Raw genomic sequence first — 24911 nt, 5'->3', positions numbered from 1 at the left:
GCTTCACTGTCCGGATGGGTGATCCGGACAACGCGGCCTTCGTACGCCGCGTCCACGACAAGGGCCTGCGCTTCGACCGCCGGCGGCTGCTCGGCATGCTGGGCGGCGCCGGCGCGCTGGCCGCCCTCAATGCCTGCACCTCCTCCTCATCTTCTTCCTCGTCGTCGTCACTGAAAGAAATCGAATCGGAGACGGCCGGCCCCTACCCCGCCGACGGCTCGAACGGCCCCGACGTGCGCACCATCGACGGGGTCGTGCGCAAGGACATCCGCACCTCGTTCGGGACCGCCTCGGGCACCGCGCCCGGCGTCCCGCTCGAGTTCGCCCTCGTGGTGCAGGACCGCGCCGGCAAGCCCCTGAGCGATCTCGCCGTCTACGCCTGGCACTGCGACCGGGACGGCAACTACTCGCTGTACTCGACCGCGGTGACCGACCAGAACTACCTGCGCGGCATCCAGACCACCGACGCGACCGGGACCGTGAGCTTCACCAGCATCTTCCCGGCCTGCTACTCCGGGCGGTGGCCGCACATCCACTTCGAGGTGTACGGCACCCTGGCCAACGCCACCAGCGGCGACGGGCCGATCGTGAAGACCTCGCAGATCGCGCTGCCCGAGGACGTGTCGAGCAAGGTCTACGCCACCGAGGGCTACACACAGAGCGTCACCAACCTGAAGCGGGTGACGCTGGCCTCGGACAACGTCTTCGGCGACGACTCGGCCGTCACCGAGATGGCCACCGTGACCGGCTCGGTCGAGGCGGGTTACAAGGCCACGCTGACGATCTCGATCGACCCCGCCGACGAGGAATCCGGAGGCGGCATGGCCCCACCCGGCGGCGGCGCCCCACCCAGCGGCATGCCCGGCGGCCCGGGCGGCACTCCACCCACCGGCATGCCCGCCGGCCCAGGCGGCGCCCCACCCAGCGGAGCGCCCGCTTAGGACGCACCCCTGTCGATCATGCCCCAGGCCGACCCCGCCCTCCCTGGGGGCGCCCCCGCTGGTCATTTTCCAGGAAAAGCGGCTCGATCGCGCGGCGTGCGCGCCGCGCCTGTGGATAACTCACGACTGTGGAAAACGTGCGGCCGGTCGCGCCGCGTCGCTGGCCCGGCTGGGCTGCCACGGCCCGGGCGGGTGCATGGCCAGGGTGGCTGCGGCCCGTCGCGCTCTGCCCCGGCCGGGCTGGGTCGCCATGGCCCGGGCGGGTGCATGGCCAGGGTGGCTGCGGCCCGTCGCGCTCTGCCCCGGCCGGGCTGGGTCGCCATGGCCCGGGCGAGTGCATGGCCAGGGTGGCTGCGGCCCGTCGCGCACTGCCCCGGCCGGGCTGGGTCGCCATGGCCCGGGCGAGTGCATGGCCAGGGTGGCTGCGGCCCGTCGCGCACTGCCCGGCCGGGCTGGGTCGCCACGGCCGGACGGGTGCACGGGCCAGCGTGGATGCGGCCCCTTGCGGTCGTCGTTGGGGCACCCGCTTGGGCAATCTTGATGACGTCCTGCTTGGTGCGAGCGGCAAGTCATCAGTGCTAGCTGGTCGCGCTTGGCCGCTGGGTGAATATGGGTCGATATTTCCGGCAGCGGCGGCGCGGATTTCTCGCTTGCTGGACGGCCGGCCAGCCAGCGGGACGCGTGGTCAACATGCGGGAGTCGGGCCACGATCCGAGACGTGCCGCCACATCGCGGGATGGGTGCTCAGGGCGACGGGCCGCACCGCGCGCGACGGGCGCCCCGAGTGTGGGGGCACGGCGGGCGCGGCGGTACGGGGGACGGCGGGCGCGGGGATGCGGGCTTGGCGGGCGCGGGGCGTGGCGGCGCGGGGCGTGGCGGGCGCGGGGCGTGGCGGGCGTGGCGGGCGCGGGGAGTGGCGGGCGCGGGGAGTGGCGGGCGCGGGGAGTGGCGGGCGCGGGGAGTGGCGGGCGCGGGGAGTGGCGGGCGCGGGGGCGCGGGGGCACGGGGGCGCGGCGGCAGCTCAGCCCGGCGGGCGCGGCACCGGGCGTGACGGTGCAATAAGGTCGCGGTGGGAGCCGCGGAGTGTGCCCGTGCTTCTGGTCACTCGCCTGCTCGTACCCTAAATGGGGTTTATGGGGGTTGATCTGTGAAGTTGAAGATCATCTTCGCAGGTCAGCGAATGTGAAGGCCACTTGAACACCGGCGCGTCATCCCCCAAAGGGTGAGGTTGGCGCGTACCGTGTTCCAGAACGCGCCCGGGTGACCGACTCTCGGGGACACAGGCCAACGCGACGGGACGGAGGCAACGCATGCGGCCGGTACGCTTCGTCGCCCTCTCCGAGGATGGTCAGGCTCTGGTGCTCGCCGATGAGGTCGGCCGGCTTCTGGCCCTCCCCCTCGACGACCGGATCAACAGCGCGGTTTCCCACGAGAATCACCCGACTTCGCCGGGTGCCGTGGCGGCCGTGATGTCACCCGAGGGCCCGCCGTCGTTGTCTCCGCGCGACATCCAGGCCCGCATTCGCTCCGGCGAGTCCGCTGAGGATGTTGCTCGCATCGCCGGCGTCCCGGTCGACCGCGTGCTGCGCTACGCCGGGCCGGTGCTGCAGGAGCGGGCCATGCTCGCCCAGCACGCGCGCCGCACCCGGCTCAAGACTTCGGACTCGGGCGCGCCGCTCGCCGAGGTGGTCGACAGCCGCCTCGCCCAGCACGGCATCGACACCGAGAAGATCTCGTGGGACGCGTTCCGTCGCGAGGACGGCACCTGGCGCATCGTCGCCACCTGGCCGTCCGGCAAAGCGACCGCGCAGGCCATCTGGGATCTCGACAAGGGACGCCAAGTCGTCTCGCCGCACGACGACATGGCTCAGTACCTGTGCGCCGAGCGCCCCACTCAGATCCTGGGTCAGGACCCGGTGCCCGAGCGCACGTTCCTCGAGCCCGCCCGCGGCGGTCACGGCCTGCCCGGTCCGGCCCGCACGACCGAGCCCGCCCGCGGCGGGCACACCCTGCCCGCGGCCGAGACTCCGGCGGCGCGGCCCGCGCGCGACCCGATCCGTGCCGGGCGTGACGCTTTGCTCGCCGGCCTCGACCGGCCGCTCGGCGGTGGCCGCGGCCTCGAGTCCAACGAGCCCCGGCGCCCGGTCGCCGGCGGCGCGGCAGCCCTGCTCGGCGGCGGTTCCGGCTCGGCCTTCGACGACGACGCCGACCTGCCCAAGGAGGTGCCGGCCGTCCCGTCGCTCGCGGTGCTGCGGCCCCGGCGCACGGTCGGCCAGGCCAGCCAGCAGCAGGGCGAGTCCACCGACGAGACGAAGCCGCGCAAGCGCCTGCCCAGCTGGGACGATGTGCTGTTCGGTGGCGGTCCGGCGGCTCGCGAGTCGTCCTGACCCGGCTTTTCGTCGCGGTTTTCCCGCCTTCGTCGGCCGTTGAGCCGCTGAGGGCTTGCCTTCCCGCGGGCGCCAAGCTGACCCGGCCGTCCCAATGGCACGTCACGCTGGTGTTCCTGGGTGAGGCGCAGCCCGATGAGGTGGCGGCTGCTCTCGACACAGTGCCCGCCCAAGAGCCGTTCTCGTTGCGGCTCGCCGGGGGCGGCCGTTTCGGGACAGCCGCATGGGCGGGAGTAAGCGGAGATGTCGCAGCACTAGGTGCTTTACAGGTGAACGTCCGAAATGTTCTCGGAAGAAACGACCGGCCCTACCGGCCTCATCTGACGGTGTCTTACCGCAATGACCGCGAAGTGCAGGCGGCCCTCGCCGGCTTCGCGGGCGATGAATGGATCGTGGACGAATTCGCGCTGGTCAACAGCCACGACGGCAAATACGAGACGCTCAGGACGTGGCCACTGCGGCCGCCAGCAGGGCGTGGGCCGAGTCGCGCATCAGGCTGACGGCGTCGTCGCGGGTCAGGCCGGCGATGTCGGTCAGCCAGATCAGCGACTCGATGCCGGTGGTGGCGCGGATGGCGATCGCCAGGCGGCGGATGTCGACGCCGGGGTGGCTGTCGCGCAGCGGGAGCAGCGCCTCCTCGATCCAGCCGATGGCCCGGCCCTGGCGCAGCACGGGCTGCTCGGCGCCCGGCTCCAGCGAGAGGCGCAGCGATGTGCGCAGCTGCGGCTCCCAGTCGAGGTTGACCCGGGCGAAGGCCTGCAGCACCAGGTCGAGCCGGGCCGGCACGTCGTCGGGGGCGTCGGCGGGCAGCAGCGAGGGCTGGACGATCTCCGGGTGGGCGGCCAGCAGCAGGGACCGCTGGCTGGGGAAATAGCGGTACGCCGTGGTGCGGGAGATGCGGGCCGCGGCGGCGGCCTGCTCGACGGTGGGGTCGATGCCGTCGGCCAGCAGGCGGCGGGTGGCGGCGACCAGGGCCTCGCGGGTGCGCGCCTTCTGGTCGCGGCGGCCCGTTGACTCATATGGCACTGGCATGGCCATAATGGTATCCGAGTCCCACGATGGCGCACAGAGAGGATCAGCGATGGATCCCACCGAGGTCAGCCCCGAGCTCTACCAGGTCGCCTTCGAAAACGAACGGGTGCGAGTCCTGAAATATCGGGACAAGCCCGGGGATCACACGCGGCCGCACGCCCACCCCGACTCGGTCATGGTCACGCTGTCGTCCTTCCGCCGCCGCATCTCGAGCGGCGAGCGCAGCGTCGAGGTCGAGCTGGGCGAGGGCGAGATCCGCTGGCTCGACGCCCAGGAGCACGCCGGCGAGAACATCGGCGACACCGAGACCGTGAGTGTCTTCATCGAGCTCAAGGAGCCGGCGCCGGAAAGAACGCCGGTCCTGGGCCCGCGCTAGCGCAGAGCCAGCCCGGCAGCCTGCAACTCGCTCTCCACCCGCAGCCGCTCGAGCTCACGATCCATCCCCTGCAGCGGCCCGAGGTGCTCGGTCAGCCCGAGCGCCCGGCAGGCCAGGCACAGCCGCTCGTCATAGGCCCGCAGCACGGCCGCCCGCCACTTCTCCGACTGCTGGCTCGGGCCGCCGCGCCGTTGCTGGGCCAGCCGGCGCAGGTCGAACGCCAGCTGCTCGATCGACGGCGTGTCGAGCAGCGCCAGCGACGGGATCGGGTCGGAGGCGCGCAGGGCACGGTCGAGCCGCCGCAGAGCTCGGAGCTCGCGCCGGCCCTGGCGGGTCCACCAGCGGCGCGGGCCCGCCTCATCGGCGCAGAACACGGCCGCCACGACGCACGGCAGGAACAGCAGCGTCAGCACCGCCACCAGAAGCACCACAATGTGCGCCACGCTCAAAACCTAGGACGGACGGGAGCCGGGCCGGAATGACCGTTCGGCCGACCCGATCTGCCAATCCCTGAGGATGCGGCCGGGCGGTACTGTCGAGCCCGCCATGCGCCCCTCGACCGTTCTCGCCGTGCTCGCCGAGCTGGCGCCGGCGGGCGGTGACCGCGTGCTCGACGTGACCCGGGGCGGGCAGGCGCTCGCCTGGCTCGACGACGCCGAGCGCACCCGACGCCGCAAGGAGATCGACCGGCTCGCCGCGCTGGACGCCCTGCATCGCGACGAGCGGCTGCTGCGCCGCGGCTGGGGTTTCCTGGCCGGCCGCACCGAGGTGGACGGCAAGGCCCGCAAGATCCGGTTGCCGTTGCTGAGCCAGCCGGTGCGCCTCGAGCGGGCGCTCACCGGCTATCGCGTCGTCCCGGCCGGCGATGTCGAGGTCACGCCGTTGGTCACCGACCGCGATCTGGCCGCGGCGCTGGAGGCAGCGCCGGGCCTGGCCGCTCCCGGCTGGCTCGAGGCGACGGGCACGAAGGCGTGGCTGCGCTCGGCGGCCGCGGCGACCGGGCTGACGATGGACGCGCTGGTCGACGACGCCCGCCACATTCCGGCCGACCGCATCGTGCTGGTCGCTCGGGCCGCGCTGTTCGTGGCCCGCGACGTCTTCGGCGGCGGCCTGCAGGACAGTCTGCGCAGCTGGGCGGGGCGCGATCTGAGCGGGACGGCGCTCGCGGCGATCTACAACGGCACAGCGACGGAAACCCCGGACAACTCCCCCGTCCTCTCGCCGCTGCCGTTGACCGCGGCGCAGGCCGAGGTGGTCGCGCGGGCGCGCACGGCGCCGATCACGGTGGTGTCCGGTCCGCCGGGCAACGGCAAGAGCCACACCGTCGTGGCCGCCGCTCTCGAGGTGGTGCATCGGGGCGGGTCCGTGCTGGTGGCGACGCAGTCGCCGCACGCGGCCGAGGTGCTGGCGGCGCTGCTGGCCCGCTATCCGGGTCCGACGCCGGTGCTCTTCGGCGACGCCGGGCGACGCGAGAGCCTGGCGGCCGAGCTCACGGCCGGTGCCGAGCAAGGACCAAGCGAGCGAGACCTGCGTGCGGACCTCACGGCCGTCGATCAAACCCATGATTCCGTACGCCGAGAGCGCACCCGGATAATCGACGCACTCGACCAGGAGCTGCGGGCGGCGGAGCTGTCCCATTGGGAGCCACGCCTCCCCGGGTTGGCCGCCGACGTGCCGGGCGCGTTCGCCGACGACTTCGACCCGGCCCGGTTGACACGCCGGGGCCTGGTCGGCTGGTGGGCCCGCCGGCGGTTGCGCGCGCGCCGGGGCGTACCCGGGGAAAGAGTCACCGAAGCCGTCACCGCGGCCACCGCGCAGCGTGCCGCCGCCCGCCTCGCCGCGACCGGCGGCACCGACCTCGTGCCGCACTGGCTCGCCCTGCACGCGGCCGAGCAGGAGCTGGCCACCGCGGTCGGCATCGCCATGCGGAACGCGGCCCGCAGCGAGAAACGCTGGGACCGGGACGCCCGCCGCGGCGCCGCCTCGCTGGCCGCCGCCCTGCGCGCCGGCCGCAACCGCCGCCGCGAGCTGCTGGCCCAGCTGGACGCGCCGCCGCTGGTGCGCGCGCTGCCGCTGTGGATCGGCACGGTCGCCGACGTGGAAGATCTGCTGCCGTCGTCGCCCGGGATGTTCGACCTGGTGGTGATCGACGAGGCGTCGCACGTGGACCAGGTGCGGGCCGCGCCGGTGCTGGCCCGGGCCCGGCGCGCGCTGATCGTCGGCGACCCGCGGCAGTTGCGGTTCGTGTCGTTCGTGAGCGACGTCGACGTGGCCGAGGTGCTCGACCGGCACGGCGCCGACGAGCGGCTGGACGTGCGCCGGGTGAGCGCCTACGACCTGGCGGCGGGCGCGGCGCCGGCGACGTGGCTGACCGAGCACCACCGCAGCGCCCCGCATCTGATCGGTTTCTCGGCGCACCGCTTCTACGGCGACCGGATCGAGGTGATGACCCGCACGCCGGCGGCCGAGGCGACCGACGCGATCGACGTGGTGCGGGTGCCGTCGGCTTCGCTCGCCGGCGAGGTCGACGCGGTCCTCAAGGTGGTGGGCGACCTGGTCGCCGAGGGCCGGCGCGGGATCGGGGTGATCTCGCCGTTCCGGGCGCAGGCCGAGGCCTTGGAGGCGGCGCTGGTGGCGGCCTACTCGGTGGAGCAGATCGAGGAGCTGGGCCTGCGGGTCGGGACGGTGCACGCCTTCCAGGGCAGCGAGGCTTCGGTGGTCGTGGTCTCGCTCGGCCTGCTACCCACCGACCCGGCCGGGCGCCGACGCTTCGTCGCGGATCCGCACCTCTTCAACGTGATGATCACCCGAGCCCGCCGCCGGATCGTCGTGGTGACAGCGCTCGCCGAGGCGGACGGCCTGATCGGCGAGTACCTCGCTTACGCGGCCGCCGCCCTCGCCGCTGTCCCCTCCCACGGGGCCGCCCTCGCCGCCGGCGGCCCTTCCTCCGCGGCCGTTCTCGCGCCCGCCCGCAAATCCCCCATTCCCGATTTATCCGTAAAGGGGGACGACGTCTGGAGGGCCGAGCTCACGGCCGAGTTGCAACGGCTCGAAGTCGAGGTGCGCGCCGGCTATCGAGTTGGTTCGTGGACGGTTGACCTCTGCGTCGGGTCGGCCGAGGAGCCGGTGGGCATCATCTGCGGGGCGCATCCTGAGGGGCCCGAGGCGCATCTCGCCCGCCAGCGCGCCCTGCATCAGGCCGGATGGCGCCTGCTCGACGCCTTCGCCAGCCGCTGGGCCGGTGACCCGCGCCGCGCCGCCCTGGAGATAGCGGCGGCGCAGCGCCCGGCCACCACGCCGTCGTCCGGTTAGCAGCGGCGCGGAACCCGATCGCCGCCGCCGACGGCGGGACACCCACTCACCGCGTCGCGCTCAGCGCCGGTGAGGGGCCAGATTCGATCTCCGCGTCCCGCCCGGTGGTCCCGCTCGCTGCCGGCTCGGTGAGCTCCGCGAGCTCGCTGGTGGCCGGCACCGGCGCGCCGCCGCCGGCCACCGCGTCCACCGGCGGCTCGTCGATCACCGGCACGTCCTCGGCGGGCGCCTCCTCGCGGACCCGCCGCACGACCTGCACCCGGGGCCACGGCCGCACCCGCACGACGATCCGGTCGCCGCTGACCCGCAGCTGCCAGACCAGCGCCACCGCCGCGGCCACGAAGCACACCAGCCCCGCGCCCCAGATGCTCGACGGCACCCCGTAGTGGTCGCCCCACCAGCCGACCACCGACGCCCCGATCGGCGTCGTCCCGAGGAAGACCAGCACGTAGAGGGCCATCACCCGGCCTCGGTACTCGGCGTGGACGCCCATCTGGACGCGGTGGTTCGCGGCCTGGGCCAGGAAGATCGAGAAGAAGCCGGTCGGCAGCAGGACCGCCATCGCGACCACGAAGTTCGGCGCGAAGCCGACCGCGAACTCCAGCAGCCCGAACGCCAGCGCCGCGCCCAGCACCAGGTAGGCGCCGGGCCGCGCCCGCCGCGCGCTGCCGGCCAGCGCCCCGCAGAGCGCCCCGACCGCGAGCGTGGTGGTGAGCAGCCCGAACGACTCCGGGCCGGCGTGGAAGTTGATTTTCGCGAGCGCAGCGAGGGTGACCGGGAAGTTGAAGCCGATCATGCCGACCACCGCCATCAGGCTTATCGGCAACAGCAGGTCGGGGCGCTTGCGCACGTACTGGAGGCCGTCCATGACCCGGGCGTCCTTCTTGGCCGCCGCCTCCTTGCGATACAGGTCGGCCGGCCGCATCCGGGTGTAGCTGAAGATCGGCGCGATCGACAGCACGGTCGCGATCAGGAAGACCGGGCCGGTGTTGAAGGCGGCGAGCGCCACCCCGGCCAGCGCCGGGCCGCCGATGCGCGCCGTGTTGAAGGTCGCGGCCGACAGCGCCAGCGCGTTGGGCAGCAGCGGCAGCTCGACGAGCTCGGAGACGAACGCCTGCCGGACCGGGGTCTCGACGGCGTTGGCGATGCCGAGCAGGCCGGCGAAGAGGAAGACGTGCCAGAGGCGTACGACGCCGGCGGCGACCAGGACGGCGAAGACGATCGCGGTGATCGCGAACGCGGCGTTGGAGGCGACCAGGATCTTGCGCTTGTCGTACCGGTCGGCGAGCCGGCCGGTGTAGAGGGTGAGCAGCAGCACCGGCAGGAACTGGAGGGCGGCCACCGTGCCGAGCGCCCCCGGCGAGTTGCCGGAGAGGTCGAGCACCAGCCAGTCCTGAGCGGTGAACATCATCCACACGCCGACCAGCTTCACGAGCTGGCCGGTGGCGAAGAGCCGGTAGTTGTGGACCCTCAGGGAACTGAACGTGGTACTCAGCACTGCCCGCACTAGGCTGCGCCTCCTTCTCGGCCGTACGCGTCATCGACGTGTGATGAAGCGCGGCGACCGGGAAGCCGGTCAGGCCCGGGCGACCTGCTGCATGATCTCCGCGGCCCGGACGAGCACCTCGCGGTCCTCGTCGCCGAGGGTGGCCAGCTGTTCGGCCAGCCACTCATTGCGCGCCTTCTCGAACTGGGCGTACATCGCCCGCCCCTGCTCGGTGGGCGCCAGGATGACCTGCCGCCCGTCGGTGGGGTGCGGCGTGCGGACCACGAGCCCGCGGTCCTCCAGCTTTCCGACGATCTTGGTCATCGTCGGTGGCTGGACCCGTTCGACGTCGGCGAGCTCGCGCGGGGTCAGCGCGCCGGCCAGCTGGAGGCTGGTCAGGGCGGAGAGCTGGCTGAACGTGAGATCGCCGACCGCTCGGGTCTGCCGGACCCGCCGGTTGAGCCGCTGGATGGCCTCGCGCAGCGTCCTGGCCAGCTCGTCCGCTGTCCCTCGCTCCGTAGCCACCGGCCACTCCATCACGATTCTTAGCCTAGCTAACGAGATAGGCTGACGACCATCGAAAACGCGTATGACCGCCGTCACCGGACGCGCGCGAGCACGCCCGGTAGACGGAAGTCTAAGTAGTACGTCAGAGGATCCAGGTCTCCAGGGGACCCCGGAGGAAATACAGAACGAAGAGCGCGGCAACGCCGTACAGAATGGGGTGAATCTCCCGGGCCTTTCCGACCGCCACCTTGAGCACGACGTACGAGATGACCCCGGCCCCGATGCCGTTGGAGATCGAGTACGTGAACGGCATCAGCGTGATCGTCAGGAACGCCGGCACCGCGATCGAGTAGTCGGTCCAGTCGATCTGCCGCACCGACATCATCATCAGGAAGCCGACCACGACGAGCGCCGTCGACGCCGCCTCGAACGGCACGACCTGCACCAGCGGCGACAGGAACATGGCGAACAGGAACAGCACGCCGGTGACCAGGTTGGCGACGCCGGTCCGGGCGCCCTCGCCGACGCCGGCCGCGCTCTCGATGTAGGACGTGTTGCTGGACACGCTGGCCGCACCGCCGGCCGCGGCGGCGACCGAATCGACCAGCAGGATCTCCCGCGTACGCGGCGGCATGCCGTTCTCGTCGAGCAGGCCGCCCTCCTGGCCGATCGCGACCATCGTGCCCATGGTGTCGAAGAAGTCGGTGATCAGCAGCGTGAAGACGAACATCAGGCAGACCAGCCAGCCGGCCGTCGACCAGGAGTCGAGCACGTTGAAGTGGCCGATCAGCGAGAGGTCGGGCGAGCTGACCACCTTCTCCGGCAGCTTGGGCACGTTCAGCGACCAGCCGTGCGGGTTGGTCGCCGACGAGCCCACGCCCGCGATCGCCTCCACGATGATCGCCAGGATCGTGCTGCCGAGGATGCCGATCAGGATCGCGCCCTTCACCCGGCGCACGAACAGCACCAGCGTGAACAGCAGGCCGATCACGAAGACGAACGACGGCCAGGTCAGCAGGGCGCCGCCGAGGCCCATCTCGACCGGCACGGTGGTGTTCGCGGCGTCCGGCACCCGGTGCACGAACCCCGCGTCGACCAGCCCGATGATCATCAGGAACAGGCCGATGCCCACGCCGATCGCGGTCTTGAGCTGGGTCGGGACGGCGCGGAACACGAGCTGGCGAAGGCCGGTGAGCACCAGGATGGCGATCAGGACACCCTCGATCACCACCAGACCCATGGCGTCGGCCCAGGTCATTTCAGGAGCGATCTCGTACGCGACGAGGGCGTTGACGCCGAGCCCGGCCGCCAGCGCGAGCGGGAAGCGGGCCACCACGCCCATCAGGATGGTCATCACGCCGGCTACCAGGGCAGTGCCGGCCGCAAGCGCCGCGAGCGGTAGCTTCGCGCCGTCGCCGTCGACCGCCGAACCCAGGATCAGGGGGTTGAGGACGACGATGTAGGCCATGGTGAAGAAGGTCGCGAAGCCACCGCGGATCTCCCGGGACAGGTTTGATCCGCGCGCAGATATCTCGAAATATCGGTCGAAAGAGTTACGCACACCTGTATCGGCGGCGGCGGTCGACATGCGGGTCCTCCGGAGGAGTCGGAAAAACTACGACTCGCGCATGCTTTCAGATGCAATGACCTGCGAAAAGTCCAGGACGGTAAAATGATCTACCCTGTCCGTGTGACTCAGCCGAAACCTCGGGTCGAACCGCTCGACCCGCCGATGGTTCCGTTCGCGATCGCCGGACTCGCCGCCTTCGTGATCGCCGGCCTGATCATCTGGCTGGCGAACGGCCCGGACACCTGGCTCGACACCTGCATCGCCGGCTTCCTCGTCGGCATACCCGGCCTGATCACGATGATCATCCACGACCGGAACCGGAAGCGGCGCCGCGCGATCACCCACGCCGAGTTCCGGGAGAACTAGCTGTGGCCGTAGTCCTCGGCGGGCTCTTCGTCCTCGACCGAGCCGTGGCCGCGGCTCACCGCGACCGACTCGACCTCGCTGTCGTCGTAGACGGTCGGTAGCTCCTCGACCGGCTGCTCGGCCGAGCCAAGCAGCGCCTCCGAATGGGCGCCGCAGCCGTGGTCGGCGCTGACCGCCTTGCCGTCGTCGGGCGCGTACAGATTGCCGCAGACGCCGAACATCGCGCGCAGCGAGCCCGCCAGCGGGAGGTAGAAGCCGCAGGTGCCGCAGCGCGCGTTGCGCGGCGCGGCGGTGGAGATCGGCGCCTCGGGGCCGGCCTCGCCGTCATACCACCGCTGGGCGGCGTCGATGCGGCCCTCGCGGGACATCACCCGGGAACGGCCGAGACCGAGCTCCCAGCTGACCTCCTCGACCGCGGGGTCGTCGCTGAGCACGTAGCCCTGGGCGAGCCGCTCGTCGTCGGGCGCGGTCGGCATGAGATCGCCCACACCGAGGTCGCCGGGCTGCAAGCGCTCGTTCCACGGGACCCAGCCGGGCGCCAGCAGCGCGTCGGGGCCGGGCAGCAGGACCGTCTCGCAGACCGTGACGTGCCGGCTGCGCGGGACCCGGGTCACCGTGACCGCCCAGCGCCAGCCCCGGTAGCCCGCGAGGTGGCTCTCGAAGAAGTGGGTCACGACCCGGTCGCCCTCGGCGATGGCCTCGAGGTGCTCGCCGATGTCGGCCGGGTCCACCTCGGTGATCGCACCACGAGCCACCCCGACGGCATCGGCACAAACCTGGTCGAGGCGGGCGGCGCGCGCGGTGGTCCTGGTCGTCACGAATCCATTGTCCCCTACCGGGACTTGTGAGCCGCAGCGACTCCCCCGAATTCCACGGCCCCGGGATGGGACGCGGGTCGCGGGGATCAGTCAGGATGGGTGCATGCCGCTGCTTCCCACACTCGGACGCACCGTCGGCACCGGGATCAAGGCCGCCCGCATGATGGTGCGCGGTTCCGTGCGCGGCGGCGCCTGGGCCACCCGCCGCGTCGGCACCGCGCGTGCCAAGGGCGCCGCCAACGAGATCGGCATGATCCGGCTCTTCGACCTGCACGCGGTCTCCTGCGCCGGCGACACGCTGATCGCGATCGGCCTGGCCGGCACGATCTTCTTCAACGTTCCGCTCGGCGAGGCGCGCAGCAAGGTCGCGCTCTATCTGCTGATCACGATGATCCCGTTCGCGCTGCTGGCGCCCGTGGTCGGCCCGCTGCTCGACCACTTCCGGCACGGCCGGCGCTACGCCCTGGCCGCCACCATGCTGGGCCGCGCATTCCTGGCCTACGTGATCTCCGATCACCTTTTCGGCTGGGGACTTTATCCGGCGGCGTTCGGGGTGCTCGCTCTTTCTCGCGCGTACGGTGTGGCGCGCTCGGCCGCCGTGCCCCGGCTGCTCCCCGAGGGGGTCGGCCTGTCCCAGGTCGGCGCCCGGGCCAGCGTCTACGGCACCTTCGCCGGGGCGGTGGTGGCCCCGCTCGGCCTGCTCGCCTTCAAGATCGGTCCGCAGTGGCCGCTGCGCGTCGCCACGGTCATCTTCGTGGTCGGCATGGTGATCTCGCTGCGCCTGCCCCCGCGCGCCGACTCCGACCCGCCCGAGGCCGTGCCCCGCCCGTGGCGCGCCGCGCTGGGCCTGGGCCGGGGCGGCGACCGCCCGCTCTCCGGCAAGCTGGTGATCGCCACCCTGATCGGCAGCGCCAGCCTGCGCCTGCTCTACGGCTTCCTGCTGCTGTTCCTGGCCTTCGTCATCATGGCCGGCCAGCTCGACACGATGCTGCTCGGCCGCGACATCGGCAACAAGGGCGCGGTCGGCCTGATCGGCGGCGCGCTCGCGGTCGGCACGTTCCTGTCCACGGCCGCCGGCACCCGCCTGCGCATCCGACGCCCGCTCGCCCTCCAGTCGGCCGGCCTGACCATCACGGCCGGCGTCGCCGTGCTCTCCGCGATCTTCTACAGCCTCGCCATGCTGGCCCTGCTCGCGCTGGTCACCGCGATCTTCAGCGGCATCTCGAAGCTGGCCATCGACGCGAGCATCCAGGAACGCGTCCCCGAGCGCCTGCGCGCCAGCGCCTTCGCCCACTCCGAGACCGTCCTCATGATCGCCTGGGTGGCCGGCGGCGCGATCGGCATCATCCCGCTCCCGGGCCGCCTCGGCATCGCCGTGGCGGCGCTCATCGCGGTCGCCATGGCACTCCGCGCCGGCTGGGCCGCCGCCCGCCTCCACGGCGAACACCTGAGCGGCCGAGCCGGCGCCCTCGACGAGGCGTCCCCCGACGCCGAGACCGAGACCGCCCAAACCGGGGCCGCCGAGACCGGTTCCACCAGCAACGCGACCACACACAACGCCGAGCCCACCGACCCGTGGCCCGACGCCCCCACCGTCCCGGTCCGCAACCGGCCCAACCCACCAGCCACGGGCACCCGCACCGCGACCCGCCCGTCCGACCGCACCACAACCCGCGCATCAGACCGCGCCGCGACCCGCGCGCCAGACCACGCCGCGGCCCGCCCGTCAGACCGCACTGCGACGCCGATGCGGTCCCCTGACCGGACCCGGATCGACTCGGCGAGCGCGACCTCGGTCGAGCCCGGCCTGCCGCCCACCTCTCCGCCCATTCCCGACATTTCTGAAAAGGGCGGTAGTAGGGGTGGACGCCGATGGGGCTTCGGCAAGCGGAAGCAAACCCCGCCGCCCGCGCCACGCTCCACCCCGCCGCCCGCACCAAGCTCCACGCCGCCGGCCCCCACGTCACGCTCCGCCCCGCCACAGTCCGCCTCGCGGTCCACCCCGCCGGCGTCCGCGCCGTCGTCGCCCGCGGCGGAGCCCGCCAGGCCGGATCCCGCGCTGGCGCCACCCGGGTATCACGTCTATCGGCCGAGCTCGGTCGACAACCCGGCGTCATCCGACCGTCGCGAGGATGACGACCGCTGATGGCGTACCCCCTGCTCGTGGTCACCGCCGTGGCCGCCGAGGCCGAAGCCGTGCGCGCCGGCGCAGACCCCGCCCACGTCGTCGTCGAGGCCGTCGGTGTCGGCCCGGCAGCGGCCGCCGCCGGGACCGCCCGGCTGCTCGCCACCGGCAACTACCGCGCGGTGATCAGCGCCGGCATCGCGGGCGGCTTCGACGGCCGGGCCCCGGTCGGCGCGATCGTGCTCGGCCGCCGCAGCATTGCCGCCGACCTCGGCGCCGAGACCCCCGACGGCTTCCTGCCGGTCGAGGAGCTGGGCTTCGGCACCAGCGTGCTCCCGGCCGACCCGTTGCTGCTCAAGGGCCTCACCACGGCCCTGCCCGGCGCGATCGCCGGCGACGTCCTGACCCTCGCCACGGTCACCGGCACCGCCGCCACCGCCGACGCGCTGCGCAACCGTTTCCCGCAGGCCGTCGCCGAGGCGATGGAAGGCTTCGGCGTGGCCGTCGCCGCCGGCGGGCTGCCCTTCGCCGAGGTGCGGACGATCTCCAACCCGATCGGCCCGCGGGACCGCGCCGCCTGGCGTCTCAAGGAGGCGTTCGCCGCGTTGTCCACAGCTTCGGCTGCCCTGTGGACAGCCTGTGGATAACTTCACCATGTGGGATGGTAGACAGCTGTCGTGACGCGCGCGGCCCAGGTGACCGGTCTAGCGTGAACCCGTGGCCCTTTCTCTAGCCGTCTCGCCGTGCCCCAATGACACGTTCGTCTTCCACGCCCTCGTGCACGGGCTCATCCCCGGCACGCCCGAGGTCAACCTGACCTTCGCGGATGTGGATGTCACCAACACGGCGGCCGAGCGAGGCGAGTTCGACCTGGTCAAGGTGAGCTACGCGGCGCTGCCCTGGCTCCTCGACGACTACGATCTGCTGCCCACCGGCGGCGCGCTCGGCCGGGGCTGCGGCCCGCTCGTGCTGGCCCGCACGGCCGGCCAGGAGCTGACCGGCGCCACCGTGGCCGTCCCCGGCGACCGCACCACGGCGTACCTGTTGTTCCGCCTCTGGGCGGCCGACCAGCGGCCGGCCAAGATCGAGGTGGTCCCGTTCGACAAGATCATGCCCGGCGTCGCCGACGGCACGTACGACGCCGGCCTGGTGATCCACGAGGCCCGCTTCACGTACCAGCGCTACGACCTCGTGGCCCTCCAGGACCTCGGCGAGTGGTGGGAGGGCGACACCGGCCTGCCCATCCCGCTCGGCGCGATCCTGGCCCGGAAGGGCTCGGTCGACCCGGCCGAGGCGACCGAGTGGATCCGCAAGTCGGTGAGCATGGCCTGGGCCAACCCGGCCGCCAGCCACGACTTCGTCCTCGCCAACGCGCAGGAGATGGAGCCCGAGGTCGTCAAGCAGCACATCGACCTGTACGTGAACGAGTTCACCCTGGAACTGGGCCGAGACGGACTCGCCGCCGCCGACGCCCTGTTGCAGCGCTCGGCAGCGGCGGGTCTGACGCCTGCTGTGAAGCCGTTTAACTGAGCTGGCTGGCTCCGCTTCGCTCCGCGGGCAAGCGCCTTGTAACCGGTGAGATGCCAGGCAATTTTCCGCCGTCCGCAAACCCCGCGGCCGTCGAAAAATCGACTGGCATCTCACCGGCGGCGCTTGCTAGACCTCGAACTCCTTGGCGACCGCGTGGACCAGCTGCGCGATCTTCTGGGATGTCTTCTTGTCGGGGTGACGACCGCGCGAGAGGGCCGGCTGCACCGACTGCTCCAGCACCTTGATCATGTCTTCGATCATGCTGTGCAGCTCGTCGGCCGGGCGCCGGCGCAGCTCGGCCAGGGACGGCGGCGCATCGATCAGCTTGACGCCCATCGCTTGGGCGCCCTTGCGGCTGTCGACCACTCCGAACTCCACCCGCTGACCGGCTTTGAGTTCGGCCACGCCAGTAGGCAGCGCGCCCTTGGGCAGGAACACATCACCGCCCTCATCGCTGGTGACGAACCCGAATCCCTTCGCCGCGTCGTACCACTTCACTCGACCCGTGGGCACCGCTGACCTCAACTTCACTCAATGGAAACAACCGCTCACCGCAAGGCTACTGAAGTCGCGGGCTAGTACCCAACTGCAATCTGGCCGAGAAGGGCCGGGAAGCCCGTGAGGTCGGGCAGGACGTGCGTGGCGCCGGCCGCGCGCAGCTCGCCGGCCGGGCACGGCCCGGTGGTGACGCCGATGCCGGGCACACCCGCCGCGCGGGCCGCGACCATGTCGGCCGTGTGGTCGCCGGCGTACCAGCGGACGCCGTGCTCGGTGAGCGCGGCCGCCTTGCCCTCGGCGAACAGGTCGCCGGCCACCTCGTCCGCGACCATGCCCAGGTGATCGAGGTGCAGGTGGGCCAGCCGGCCCAGCTTGGAGGTCACCACGACCACCCGCAGGCCGAGCTCGCGCACGGCGGCCAGCGCCGCGAGCGCGCCCGGCATGGGCACGCTCGGCGTGATCGCGTAGTCCGGGTACAGCGCCCGGTAGGTGGTCACCGCCTCCTCGACGTCCTCGGCCGGGAACCACTCGCTCAGCTCCGCGCGCAGCGGCGGGCCGAGCCGGGTGACCGCCAGATCGGCGTCGACGAAGACACCGGTCTTGGCGGTCAGCGCCCGGTAGGCCGCGTGGATCCCCGGCCGGGAGTCGATCAGGGTCATGTCCAGATCGAAGCCGACCGCCGCACTCACGCGGGCGTGGACGGGATGTACGTCAAACGCTCCACCGGAAGCGGAAAGGTCAGGTCGTCGCCGAACGGCGAGGGGGCGGCGGCACGGTCGGCCACCAGCTCGGAGACCGCGTGCGGGCCCTTGTCGGGGGCCACGCCGGTCGACGGACGCGAACCGGCGCCGCCCCGCACACTGGTACCCGGCAACTTGTTCTGAGCGGCCACGGATCTCCCCTTCAGGTGTTTCACAGAGCCGGACGGGTCGCCCGGACACCTCAATATCGTCCCACGGCGGCTAGCGTTGAGAACGATGGCCACCACATTCGCCGATCAGCTCCGCTCGCTCACCGACGAGGCCCTGGGCGCGCTCCTGCAGCTGCGCCCCGACCTCGTCGTGCCCGTGCCCGCCGACGTCTCCGCGCTCGCCGTGCGCGCCCAGTCCCGCGGCTCGGTCGCCCGCTGCCTCGACGGCCTGGACGAGTTCACCCTGCGCATCCTCGACGCCGCCCGGCTCAGCCGCGCCGCCGACACCGCGCTCACCTCGATCGACGCCATCCTCGAGCTGGCCGCCGGGGTCGCCGCCGACGACGTGCGGGTCGCCGTCGACCGCCTGCGGGTCCGCTTCCTGCTGCACGGCCCCGAGGAGGCGCTCGAGGTCACCGGCGCGGTCGACGAGGTCACCTCGCCCTACCCCGCCGGCCTCGGCCGCCCCGCCGACTATCTCGACGCGCAGGCCGCCGCGCTCGTCGCCGACCGGGCCAAGCTGCGCCGCACCGTCCTGGCCGCGCCACCGGCCAGCCGGGCGGTGCTCGACCGTCTGGCCGCCGGGCCACCCATCGGCGCGCTCAGCCGCGAAAGCCTCCGCGACGGAGGCCGCGAAAGCGCCCGCGACGGCAGCCGCGACGGCGGCCGGGACAGCGGCCGGGAAGGCAGCGGCCGCGACGCGATGGCCGAGCCGGTGCGCTGGCTGGTCGAGGAGCACGTGCTGGTGCCGATCAGCGAGGCCGGACGCGCCCCGCGGCCGGACGGCGAGCTGGTCGAGCTGCCCCGCGAGGTGGGCATGCTGCTGCGCCGCGAGACCGGGCCGCTAGGCGCGCTGCGCCCGTTCCCGCCGCTGCCCGAGGGCACCTCCCGCGACCCCAAATCGGTCGACTCGGCCGGCGCCGGGCAGGTGATGGAGGCGGTCCGCAGCGCGGAGGCGCTGCTCGACGCGCTCGCGGCCGAGGCGGCGCCGGTGCTGCGCGCGGGCGGCCTCGGCGTGCGCGACCTGCGCCGGCTGGCCCGGGCCGCCGGTCTCGACGAGCCGGCGGCGGGGCTGCTGCTCGAGATCGTGTACGCGGCCGGCCTGCTCGGCGAGGCCGATGCGCACGGCTCCTCCCGCTCGGTGACGGTCAGCCGCGCCACCGGCCCGGTCGACGAGATCTTCCTGCCCACCGGCGGGTACGACCTGTGGCGGGCGCTGAGCATCGCGCAACGCTGGCACACCCTGGCCCGGGCCTGGCTGTCGCTGACCCGCCAGCCCGGCCTGATCGGCAGCCGCGACGAGCGGGACCGGCCGATCAACGCGCTCGCCCCCGAGGCCGAGCGGGCCGGCGCGCCGCAGGCCCGGCGGGAGGCGCTGCTCGTGCTGGCCGACCTCGCCCCCGGCGTCGCGCCCGCTCCCGACGAGGTGCTCGAGCTGCTGGCCTGGCAGGCGCCGCGGCGCGCCCGCGGCCGGGAGGCGGCCCACCGTGACGCCCTCGCCGGCGCGGCCGTGCTGGGTGTCACGGCGTTGGGCGCGCTGACCTCGTACGCGAGACTGATTTTGGAAGATCCTGACGACGACACGGAAACCGATCCGCTGGGGGTGCGCGCCGCGGCGACCCAGCAGCCCAGCGATGCCATCCGCACGCTGGACGCGCTGCTTCCCGCGCCGGTGGATCACATCCTGGTCCAGGCCGACCTGTCGGTCGTGGTCCCTGGGCCTCCGGAGCCCGAGCTGGCGGCGGAGCTGGACGTGGTGGCCGAGCCGGAGTCGGCCGGCGGCGCGAGCGTGTTCCGGGTGACCGCGGCCAGCGTGCGGCGGGCGCTCGACGTCGGCTACACGGCCAACGACCTGCACTCGCTCTTCAAGCGGCGCTCGCGCACCCCGGTGCCGCAGACGCTGACGTACATGATCGACGACGCCGCCCGGCGGCACGGCGGCCTGCGGTCCGGCTCGGCGGGTTCCTACCTGCGCAGCGACGACGAGGCGCTGATCGCCGAGGTGCTGGCGGACAAGCGGCTGGTCGCGCTGGCGCTGCGGCAGATCGCGCCGACGGTGCTGGTCAGCCCGGCCCAGGTGGCCCGGCTGCTGTCCCAGCTGCGGGAGGCGGGCTTCGCCCCGGTCGCCGAGGACGCGGGTGGGGCGGCCGTGCTGTCGCGTCCCAAGGTGCGCCGTGCTCCCACCCGTACGCCATTGGCAGCGCGACTCTCCGACCAGGCCGGACCCCCCATCCTCGCCGGCCCTCGGCTGGCCGGGGTCGTCGAGCAGATCCGCCGCGGCGACATCGCCACCCGCGCCGCCCGGCGTGCCCCGGTCACCGTGCGCGCGGCGAACGGCCAGGCCGTGACCGGTCTCACCTCGGTGCAGCGGCACGGCGAGGCGATGGCGGTGCTTCAGCAGGCGGTCCGGGAGAAGGCCCGGGTGTGGGTCGGGTACGTCGACTCGCACGGCGCGACGCTGTCCCGGCTGGTGCGCCCGGTCTCGCTGAGCGCCGGATACCTGCGCGCCGAGGACGAGCGCACCGAGACGCTGCACACGTTCGCCCTGCACCGGATCACCGCGGCGGTGCCCGAGGAGGAATGAGGGGTCGCACGCCCCCGAACAATCGCGCGACCCCTTTAATCAAACGCGGCGTTCGCCGGACAGGTTGCATGGAATTTTCCCGTGGCAAACTGGAGGGTCGGCAATTGCTAGGGGGACTTCGGTGAGCGGCGGACCACTTATCGTGCAGTCGGACAAGACTCTCCTGCTGGAGGTCGACCATCCGGACGCGCAGGCGTGCCGGATGGCGATCGCGCCCTTCGCCGAGCTGGAGCGCTCCCCCGAGCACGTGCACACCTATCGGCTGACCCCGCTCGGGTTGTGGAACGCGCGGGCCGCCGGCCACGACGCCGAGAGCGTGGTCGACTCGCTGATCCGCTTCTCGCGCTACCCGGTGCCCAACGCGCTGCTGGTCGACGTCGCCGAGACGATGGACCGGTACGGCCGGCTCCAGCTGGCCAACGACCCGGTGCACGGGCTCGTGCTGCGCGGCCTCGACAAGATCGTGCTGATCGAGGTGGCGAAGTCGAAAAAGCTGGCCGGCATGCTCGGCGCCCGGATCGACGACGAGACCATCGTGGTGCACCCGTCCGAGCGCGGCCGCCTCAAGCAGGCGCTGCTCAAGCTCGGCTGGCCGGCGGAGGATCTGGCCGGGTACGTCGACGGCGAGGCGCACGCGATCTCCCTCGCCGAGGACGGCTGGCACCTGCGCTCCTACCAGCAGGAGGCGGTGGACGGCTTCTGGGCGGGCGGCTCCGGGGTGGTGGTGCTGCCCTGCGGCGCCGGGAAGACCCTGGTCGGCGCGGCGGCGATGGCCACGGCGTCGGCGACAACCTTGATCTTGGTGACGAACACCGTGGCGGGCCGGCAGTGGAAGCGGGAGCTGATCGCCCGCACCTCGCTGACCGAGGAGGAGATCGGCGAGTACTCCGGCGAGAAGAAGGAGATCCGCCCGGTCACCATCGCCACGTACCAGGTGCTCACCTCGCGCCGCGGCGGCGCCTTCACCCACCTCGACCTGTTCGGCGCCCGCGACTGGGGTCTGGTCATCTATGACGAGGTGCACCTGCTGCCCGCGCCGATCTTCCGGTTCACCGCCGATCTGCAGGCCCGCCGCCGGCTCGGGCTCACCGCCACGCTGGTGCGCGAGGACGGGCGCGAGGGCGACGTGTTCTCGCTGATCGGGCCGAAGCGCTACGACGCGCCGTGGAAGGACATCGAGGCGCAGGGGTGGATCGCGCCGGCCGAGTGTGTCGAGGTGCGGGTCACGCTCACCGAGGCCGAGCGGATGACGTACGCGGTGACCGACGCCGAGGAGCGCTACCGGGTGGCCGCCACCGCGCGCACCAAGCTGCCGGTGGTGAAGGCCCTGGTCGACAAGCACCCGGGCGAGCAGGTGCTGGTCATCGGCGGGTACATCGACCAGCTGCACGAGCTGGGCGAATATCTGGACGCGCCCATCGTGCAGGGTTCGACCACCAACAAGGAGCGGGAGCGGCTGTTCGACGCGTTCCGCGACGGCTCGGTGAAGACCCTGGTGATCTCCAAGGTGGGCAACTTCTCGATCGACCTGCCCGAGGCGGCGGTGGCGATCCAGGTCTCCGGCACGTTCGGCTCCCGGCAGGAGGAAGCGCAGCGGCTCGGCCGGGTGCTGCGGCCCAAGGCGGACGGCCGGCAGGCGCACTTCTACACGGTCGTCTCGCGCGACACGATCGACACCGAGTACGCCGCGCACCGGCAGCGGTTCCTGGCCGAGCAGGGGTACGCGTACACCATCGTGGACGCGGACGACGTGCTCGGCCCGCCCCTCCCGCAGATCGATTAGTCGGGCGTCGGAGGCGCCGTCACGCTGATCGGGGCCGGCGACGGCGACTGCTCGCTCCGGGCGAAGGCGAAGAACCCCGCGCACAACGCCGCCATGATCAGGAAGGCGACGAACCCGACGCCGATCACCGGCAGCACCCACGGCGGGCGCTCCTTCAGGACCGGCGGTGGCGGCGCCGGCGGCCCGGCCACCAGGGGCGGCGGCAGGGGCCCCGCCTCCTCGTAGGCGGCCCGCGCCACCACCGCGGGGCTGCCGAGCCGCTCGAGCACCTCGATCAGCTCGGCCTCGCCCCGCAGGTGGCGCTCGACGCGCTCGTTCTCGATGTGCGCGGCCAGATCGGCGAGGAGCTCGCGCCGCTGCAGCACGGGCAGCCCGGCCAGGCGCAGGTCAACCTCGCGCAGGTACTCCGCGACGACGTCGGTGTACTGGGTCCTCATACGGCCTCACCGGTTCCCACGAGACGGTCGACGGTCTGTCGAAACGAAACCCATTCGGTGCGGAAGTGCTCGAGCGCGGCCCGCCCGGCGGCGGTCAGCCCGTAGTAGCGGCGCGGCGGGCCCGACGGGGACTCGGCCCATTTGCTGTCGAGCCAGCCGACCCGGCGCAGCCGAGAGAGCAGCGGATAGATGGTGCCCTCGCTCGCGGCCAGGCCCGGCTCGTCGCCGAGCCGCCGGACGATCTCGGTGCCGTACCGATCCTCGAGCTCGACCATGGCGAGCACGCAGAACTCGAGCGTCCCGCGGCGCAGGCTGGTCGCCAGATCTCCCATGCCTCACACAGTATCTTGCGACGCAAGGTAGCTCAATCCCGCGTCGGCAGCACCGGCCCTTTCGTCATCAGATCGGCCAGCAGATCGCCGTGCTCCTCGATCCGGTCCAGCACCTCGTCGGCCCGGTAGTGGTGCGGCTCGGCCGAACCGGTACCCACCGCCTCGACCTCGTCCCAGGTCAGCGGCGTCGACGCGGTCGGGAACTCCTGGGCCCGCAGCGAGTACGGCGTGACCGTCGTCTTGGCCGCCGCGTTCTGACTCCAGTCGATGAAGACCTTGCCGGGCCGCACCGCCTTGGCCATCTTCGCGGTGATCGAGGCGGGCACCATCGACGCCAGCTCCTCGGCGATCCGCTTCGCGTACCCCGAGACCGTCTCGGCGTCCTGCGTCCCCGAGATCGGGCAGCACAGCTGCATGCCCTTCTTGCCCGACGTCTTCGGGTACGCCGCCACCCCGTCCTCGGCCAGCCGGTCCCGCATCAGCACCGCCACCGCGCTGCACTCCCGCAGCCCGGCCGGCGCGCCCGGATCCAGGTCGACCACGAGCAGGTCGGGGTCGGCGCCCACCCGCCACTGCGGGGTGTGCAGCTCCAGAGCGGCGAGGTTGGCGAGCCAGACCAGGGTCGGGAGGTCGTCGACCACCACGAAGTCGATGGTCTCGCGGCTCTTCGTGGACCCCGGCACGGGCAGCGTCTCCAGGCGCACCCACTCGGGCGTGCCCCCGGGCTTGTTCTTCTCGAAGAAGTGCGCGCCCTCGACGCCGTTCGGATAGCGGATGCGGGTCACGGCGCGGCCGGCCAGATGCGGCAGGATCACCGGCGCGACCCGGGTGTAGTAGTCGATGACCTCGCCCTTGGTGAAGCCCGCGGCCGGGTACATCAGCTTGTCGAGGTTGGATAGCTCCAGGTCGCGTCCGTCGATCGTGACGTGGAACCGCTCAGGCGCCATCCTCGTCCTCCTCCGCGCACTCCTGCGGGCTCTTGTCGTCACGCAACCGCAGGAACCGCGGGAAGCGCAAGCGACCGTCCGGCGTCCGGTTGCCGTAGCGGACCTCGACCACGAGCTGCGGGTCCACCCAGTGGGCGCCCCTCGCATCCTCGCGCGGAACGGCGCCGGGCGCGAACGGTGAATCCCGCCGGGCCAGCGGCTCCAGCCGGGACAACAGCTCCTTCTCGGCCACCGCGCCGATGCCCCCGCCGACCCGCCCGCGGAACACCAGCCCGTCGTCGCCCGGCACGCCGACCAGCAGGCCGCCCAGCTTGCGCGCCCCCGACCGCCAGCCGCCGATCACATAGTCGCCGGTGCGGTCGAACTTCACCTTGACCCAGTCCGGCGAGCGGGTGCCGGGCAGGTAGACCGAGTCGGTGCGCTTCGCGACCACGCCCTCGAGGCTGTTCTCGCGGGCCGCGATCTCGGTGGCCGGCCCGTCGCCGAACGAGGGCGGCACCATCCAGCGCGGCCCCGCGAGCTCGAGCTCCTCGAGCCTCTCGCGCCGCGCGAGATAGGGCAGGCCGGTCAGGTCCATGCCGTCGTGATAGAGCAGATCGAAGATCATGTACGTGACGGGCAGGCTCGCCGCGAGCCGGGCGGCACGGCCGTGCTCGCGGACGTGCATGCGCTCGGCCAGGGCCGTGAACGACGGCCGGCCGTTCGCGTCGAGCACCACCATCTCGCCGTCCAGCAGCGTGCCCTCCGGCAGATGCAGGTCGGCGATCTCCGGGTACGCGGCAGTCACCACCGCTCCGGAGCGCGCGAACAAGGCCGGCGGACCCCCGGCGAACAGGGCTAGAACGCGGACCCCGTCCCACTTGAACTCGTAGCTCCAGTCCGGGCCGACCGGCAGCGCACCCGCGGTGGCGAGCATGGGAGACAGCGGCGCACCAGGCACCTGATCACCTTAGGCAGGCCCGAAGGCCTT

General features: G+C 72.5%; 24 protein-coding genes. 11 read left to right on the top strand and 13 right to left on the bottom strand.

Annotation, left to right across the window (positions count from 1 at the left end; genetic code table 11):
- The first annotated feature begins 14 nt into the window (after positions 1-14).
- The 3 genes from ACQPZX_RS02005 (at position 15) to thpR (ending at position 3828) form a co-directional block, all read left to right on the top strand.
- Positions 15-941 carry an intradiol ring-cleavage dioxygenase gene (locus tag ACQPZX_RS02005; RefSeq protein ID WP_433373492.1) on the top strand — a complete coding sequence of 309 codons (927 nt, stop codon included), beginning with the start codon at positions 15-17 and terminating at the stop codon, positions 939-941.
- Positions 942-2251: 1310 nt separating this feature from the next.
- Entirely contained in the window at positions 2252-3328 is a 1077-nt protein-coding gene (gene sepH / locus ACQPZX_RS02000; RefSeq protein WP_433373489.1) for a septation protein SepH, read from the top strand.
- A complete protein-coding gene (gene thpR / locus ACQPZX_RS01995; protein WP_433384956.1) occupies positions 3277-3828 on the top strand; it encodes an RNA 2',3'-cyclic phosphodiesterase in 552 nt (183 codons plus the stop codon). The genes sepH and thpR overlap by 52 nt, the downstream gene beginning before the upstream one ends.
- Here thpR and ACQPZX_RS01990 read toward each other — a convergent pair.
- Positions 3770-4360, bottom strand: coding sequence for a TetR/AcrR family transcriptional regulator (locus tag ACQPZX_RS01990; RefSeq protein ID WP_433373486.1), 591 nt, complete (start codon positions 4358-4360; stop codon positions 3770-3772). The two genes, thpR and ACQPZX_RS01990, sit on opposite strands and share 59 nt — an antisense overlap.
- Positions 4361-4409: 49 nt before the next feature.
- Here ACQPZX_RS01990 and ACQPZX_RS01985 point away from each other — a divergent pair, with 49 nt between their 5' ends.
- Positions 4410-4736: a cytoplasmic protein gene (locus tag ACQPZX_RS01985; protein WP_433373483.1), complete on the top strand. Its 327-nt coding sequence runs from the start codon at positions 4410-4412 to the stop codon at positions 4734-4736.
- Here the strand turns inward: ACQPZX_RS01985 and ACQPZX_RS01980 are convergent.
- Positions 4733-5179, bottom strand: a complete 447-nt coding sequence (locus ACQPZX_RS01980; protein WP_433373481.1) for a hypothetical protein — start codon at positions 5177-5179, stop codon at positions 4733-4735. The two genes, ACQPZX_RS01985 and ACQPZX_RS01980, sit on opposite strands and share 4 nt — an antisense overlap.
- A 103-nt stretch (positions 5180-5282) precedes the next feature.
- Here ACQPZX_RS01980 and ACQPZX_RS01975 point away from each other — a divergent pair, with 103 nt between their 5' ends.
- Positions 5283-8048 (top strand): AAA domain-containing protein, encoded by a 2766-nt coding sequence (locus ACQPZX_RS01975; protein ID WP_433373478.1) that lies wholly within the window; start codon positions 5283-5285, stop codon positions 8046-8048.
- A 46-nt stretch (positions 8049-8094) separates the two neighbouring features.
- Here ACQPZX_RS01975 and ACQPZX_RS01970 read toward each other — a convergent pair whose 3' ends face one another.
- The 3 genes from ACQPZX_RS01970 to ACQPZX_RS01960 form a co-directional block, all read right to left on the bottom strand.
- Positions 8095-9555, bottom strand: a complete 1461-nt coding sequence (locus ACQPZX_RS01970) for an MFS transporter (protein ID WP_433373475.1) — start codon at positions 9553-9555, stop codon at positions 8095-8097.
- Between the two features lie 69 nt (positions 9556-9624).
- Entirely contained in the window at positions 9625-10071 is a 447-nt protein-coding gene (locus ACQPZX_RS01965; RefSeq protein ID WP_433384953.1) for a MarR family winged helix-turn-helix transcriptional regulator, read from the bottom strand.
- A gap of 112 nt (positions 10072-10183) precedes the next feature.
- Positions 10184-11629, bottom strand: a complete 1446-nt coding sequence (locus ACQPZX_RS01960; protein WP_433373472.1) for an NCS2 family permease — start codon at positions 11627-11629, stop codon at positions 10184-10186.
- A gap of 144 nt (positions 11630-11773) precedes the next feature.
- On the opposite strand from ACQPZX_RS01960, the gene ACQPZX_RS01955 reads away from it, so the two are divergent.
- Positions 11774-11977 (top strand): DUF2530 domain-containing protein, encoded by a 204-nt coding sequence (locus tag ACQPZX_RS01955; RefSeq protein WP_433384949.1) that lies wholly within the window; start codon positions 11774-11776, stop codon positions 11975-11977.
- On the opposite strand, the gene ACQPZX_RS01950 is transcribed toward ACQPZX_RS01955, so the two are convergent.
- Positions 11974-12846, bottom strand: a complete 873-nt coding sequence (locus ACQPZX_RS01950) for a DUF3027 domain-containing protein (protein WP_433384946.1) — start codon at positions 12844-12846, stop codon at positions 11974-11976. The two genes, ACQPZX_RS01955 and ACQPZX_RS01950, sit on opposite strands and share 4 nt — an antisense overlap.
- A 52-nt stretch (positions 12847-12898) precedes the next feature.
- On the opposite strand from ACQPZX_RS01950, the gene ACQPZX_RS01945 reads away from it, so the two are divergent.
- The 3 genes from ACQPZX_RS01945 (at position 12899) to ACQPZX_RS01935 (ending at position 16450) form a co-directional block, all read left to right on the top strand.
- Positions 12899-14941 (top strand): MFS transporter, encoded by a 2043-nt coding sequence (locus tag ACQPZX_RS01945; RefSeq protein ID WP_433373469.1) that lies wholly within the window; start codon positions 12899-12901, stop codon positions 14939-14941.
- Complete coding sequence (locus ACQPZX_RS01940) at positions 14941-15567, top strand: futalosine hydrolase (RefSeq protein WP_433373466.1); 627 nt, start codon at positions 14941-14943, stop codon at positions 15565-15567. The genes ACQPZX_RS01945 and ACQPZX_RS01940 overlap by 1 nt, the downstream gene beginning before the upstream one ends.
- A gap of 70 nt (positions 15568-15637) precedes the next feature.
- On the top strand, positions 15638-16450 hold the full coding sequence (locus ACQPZX_RS01935) for a 1,4-dihydroxy-6-naphthoate synthase (protein WP_433373463.1): 813 nt from the start codon (positions 15638-15640) through the stop codon (positions 16448-16450).
- A gap of 126 nt (positions 16451-16576) precedes the next feature.
- Here ACQPZX_RS01935 and ACQPZX_RS01930 read toward each other — a convergent pair whose 3' ends face one another.
- From ACQPZX_RS01930 to ACQPZX_RS01920, 3 genes are all read right to left on the bottom strand, one after another.
- Positions 16577-16963 (bottom strand): cold-shock protein, encoded by a 387-nt coding sequence (locus tag ACQPZX_RS01930; protein WP_433373460.1) that lies wholly within the window; start codon positions 16961-16963, stop codon positions 16577-16579.
- Between the two features lie 62 nt (positions 16964-17025).
- Positions 17026-17607 (bottom strand): HAD family hydrolase, encoded by a 582-nt coding sequence (locus tag ACQPZX_RS01925; RefSeq protein ID WP_433373457.1) that lies wholly within the window; start codon positions 17605-17607, stop codon positions 17026-17028.
- Positions 17608-17633: 26 nt separating this feature from the next.
- Positions 17634-17840, bottom strand: coding sequence for a hypothetical protein (locus tag ACQPZX_RS01920; protein WP_433373454.1), 207 nt, complete (start codon positions 17838-17840; stop codon positions 17634-17636).
- A gap of 85 nt (positions 17841-17925) precedes the next feature.
- Between ACQPZX_RS01920 and ACQPZX_RS01915 the strand changes: the two genes are divergently transcribed.
- Both ACQPZX_RS01915 and ACQPZX_RS01910 read left to right on the top strand, forming a co-directional pair.
- Complete coding sequence (locus ACQPZX_RS01915; protein ID WP_433373451.1) at positions 17926-20442, top strand: helicase-associated domain-containing protein; 2517 nt, start codon at positions 17926-17928, stop codon at positions 20440-20442.
- A gap of 121 nt (positions 20443-20563) precedes the next feature.
- The gene (locus tag ACQPZX_RS01910; protein WP_433373448.1) at positions 20564-22225 is read left to right on the top strand and encodes a DNA repair helicase XPB; all 1662 of its coding nucleotides are present in this window, start codon (positions 20564-20566) and stop codon (positions 22223-22225) included.
- On the opposite strand, the gene ACQPZX_RS01905 is transcribed toward ACQPZX_RS01910, so the two are convergent.
- The 4 genes from ACQPZX_RS01905 to ligD (ACQPZX_RS01890) are packed head-to-tail and all read right to left on the bottom strand — an operon-like array spanning position 22222 to position 24881.
- Positions 22222-22662, bottom strand: coding sequence for an HAAS signaling domain-containing protein (locus ACQPZX_RS01905; protein WP_433373445.1), 441 nt, complete (start codon positions 22660-22662; stop codon positions 22222-22224). The genes ACQPZX_RS01910 and ACQPZX_RS01905 overlap by 4 nt on opposite strands.
- Positions 22659-22994: a PadR family transcriptional regulator gene (locus tag ACQPZX_RS01900; RefSeq protein ID WP_433373442.1), complete on the bottom strand. Its 336-nt coding sequence runs from the start codon at positions 22992-22994 to the stop codon at positions 22659-22661. Before ACQPZX_RS01900 ends, ACQPZX_RS01905 begins: the two co-directional genes overlap by 4 nt.
- Positions 22995-23026: 32 nt before the next feature.
- Positions 23027-23941, bottom strand: a complete 915-nt coding sequence (gene ligD / locus ACQPZX_RS01895) for a non-homologous end-joining DNA ligase (RefSeq protein WP_433373439.1) — start codon at positions 23939-23941, stop codon at positions 23027-23029.
- A complete protein-coding gene (gene ligD / locus ACQPZX_RS01890) occupies positions 23931-24881 on the bottom strand; it encodes a non-homologous end-joining DNA ligase (RefSeq protein ID WP_433373436.1) in 951 nt (316 codons plus the stop codon). Before ligD (ACQPZX_RS01890) ends, ligD (ACQPZX_RS01895) begins: the two co-directional genes overlap by 11 nt.
- Positions 24882-24911 lie beyond the last annotated feature (30 nt).

Source organism: Actinoplanes sp. CA-142083, assembly GCF_050942195.1.
GTDB lineage: Bacteria > Actinomycetota > Actinomycetes > Mycobacteriales > Micromonosporaceae > Actinoplanes.
The sequence above is the reverse complement of the archived record's forward strand: the minus strand, read 5'-3'. Positions and strand labels throughout refer to the sequence as shown.

What these genes read in the sequence shown, in the direction of transcription:
- ACQPZX_RS02005 (WP_433373492.1), top strand. Translation starts at nt 15, where the DNA reads ATGGGTGATCCGGACAACGCGGCCTTCGTACGCCGCGTCCACGACAAG.
- sepH (WP_433373489.1), top strand. Translation starts at nt 2,252, where the DNA reads ATGCGGCCGGTACGCTTCGTCGCCCTCTCCGAGGATGGTCAGGCTCTG.
- ACQPZX_RS01990 (WP_433373486.1), bottom strand. Translation starts at nt 4,360, where the DNA reads ATGCCAGTGCCATATGAGTCAACGGGCCGCCGCGACCAGAAGGCGCGC.
- ACQPZX_RS01985 (WP_433373483.1), top strand. Translation starts at nt 4,410, where the DNA reads ATGGATCCCACCGAGGTCAGCCCCGAGCTCTACCAGGTCGCCTTCGAA.
- ACQPZX_RS01975 (WP_433373478.1), top strand. Translation starts at nt 5,283, where the DNA reads ATGCGCCCCTCGACCGTTCTCGCCGTGCTCGCCGAGCTGGCGCCGGCG.
- ACQPZX_RS01965 (WP_433384953.1), bottom strand. Translation starts at nt 10,071, where the DNA reads ATGGAGTGGCCGGTGGCTACGGAGCGAGGGACAGCGGACGAGCTGGCC.
- ACQPZX_RS01960 (WP_433373472.1), bottom strand. Translation starts at nt 11,629, where the DNA reads ATGTCGACCGCCGCCGCCGATACAGGTGTGCGTAACTCTTTCGACCGA.
- ACQPZX_RS01955 (WP_433384949.1), top strand. Translation starts at nt 11,774, where the DNA reads ATGGTTCCGTTCGCGATCGCCGGACTCGCCGCCTTCGTGATCGCCGGC.
- ACQPZX_RS01945 (WP_433373469.1), top strand. Translation starts at nt 12,899, where the DNA reads ATGCCGCTGCTTCCCACACTCGGACGCACCGTCGGCACCGGGATCAAG.
- ACQPZX_RS01940 (WP_433373466.1), top strand. Translation starts at nt 14,941, where the DNA reads ATGGCGTACCCCCTGCTCGTGGTCACCGCCGTGGCCGCCGAGGCCGAA.
- ACQPZX_RS01925 (WP_433373457.1), bottom strand. Translation starts at nt 17,607, where the DNA reads ATGACCCTGATCGACTCCCGGCCGGGGATCCACGCGGCCTACCGGGCG.
- ACQPZX_RS01915 (WP_433373451.1), top strand. Translation starts at nt 17,926, where the DNA reads ATGGCCACCACATTCGCCGATCAGCTCCGCTCGCTCACCGACGAGGCC.
- ACQPZX_RS01905 (WP_433373445.1), bottom strand. Translation starts at nt 22,662, where the DNA reads ATGAGGACCCAGTACACCGACGTCGTCGCGGAGTACCTGCGCGAGGTT.
- ACQPZX_RS01900 (WP_433373442.1), bottom strand. Translation starts at nt 22,994, where the DNA reads ATGGGAGATCTGGCGACCAGCCTGCGCCGCGGGACGCTCGAGTTCTGC.
- ligD (WP_433373439.1), bottom strand. Translation starts at nt 23,941, where the DNA reads ATGGCGCCTGAGCGGTTCCACGTCACGATCGACGGACGCGACCTGGAG.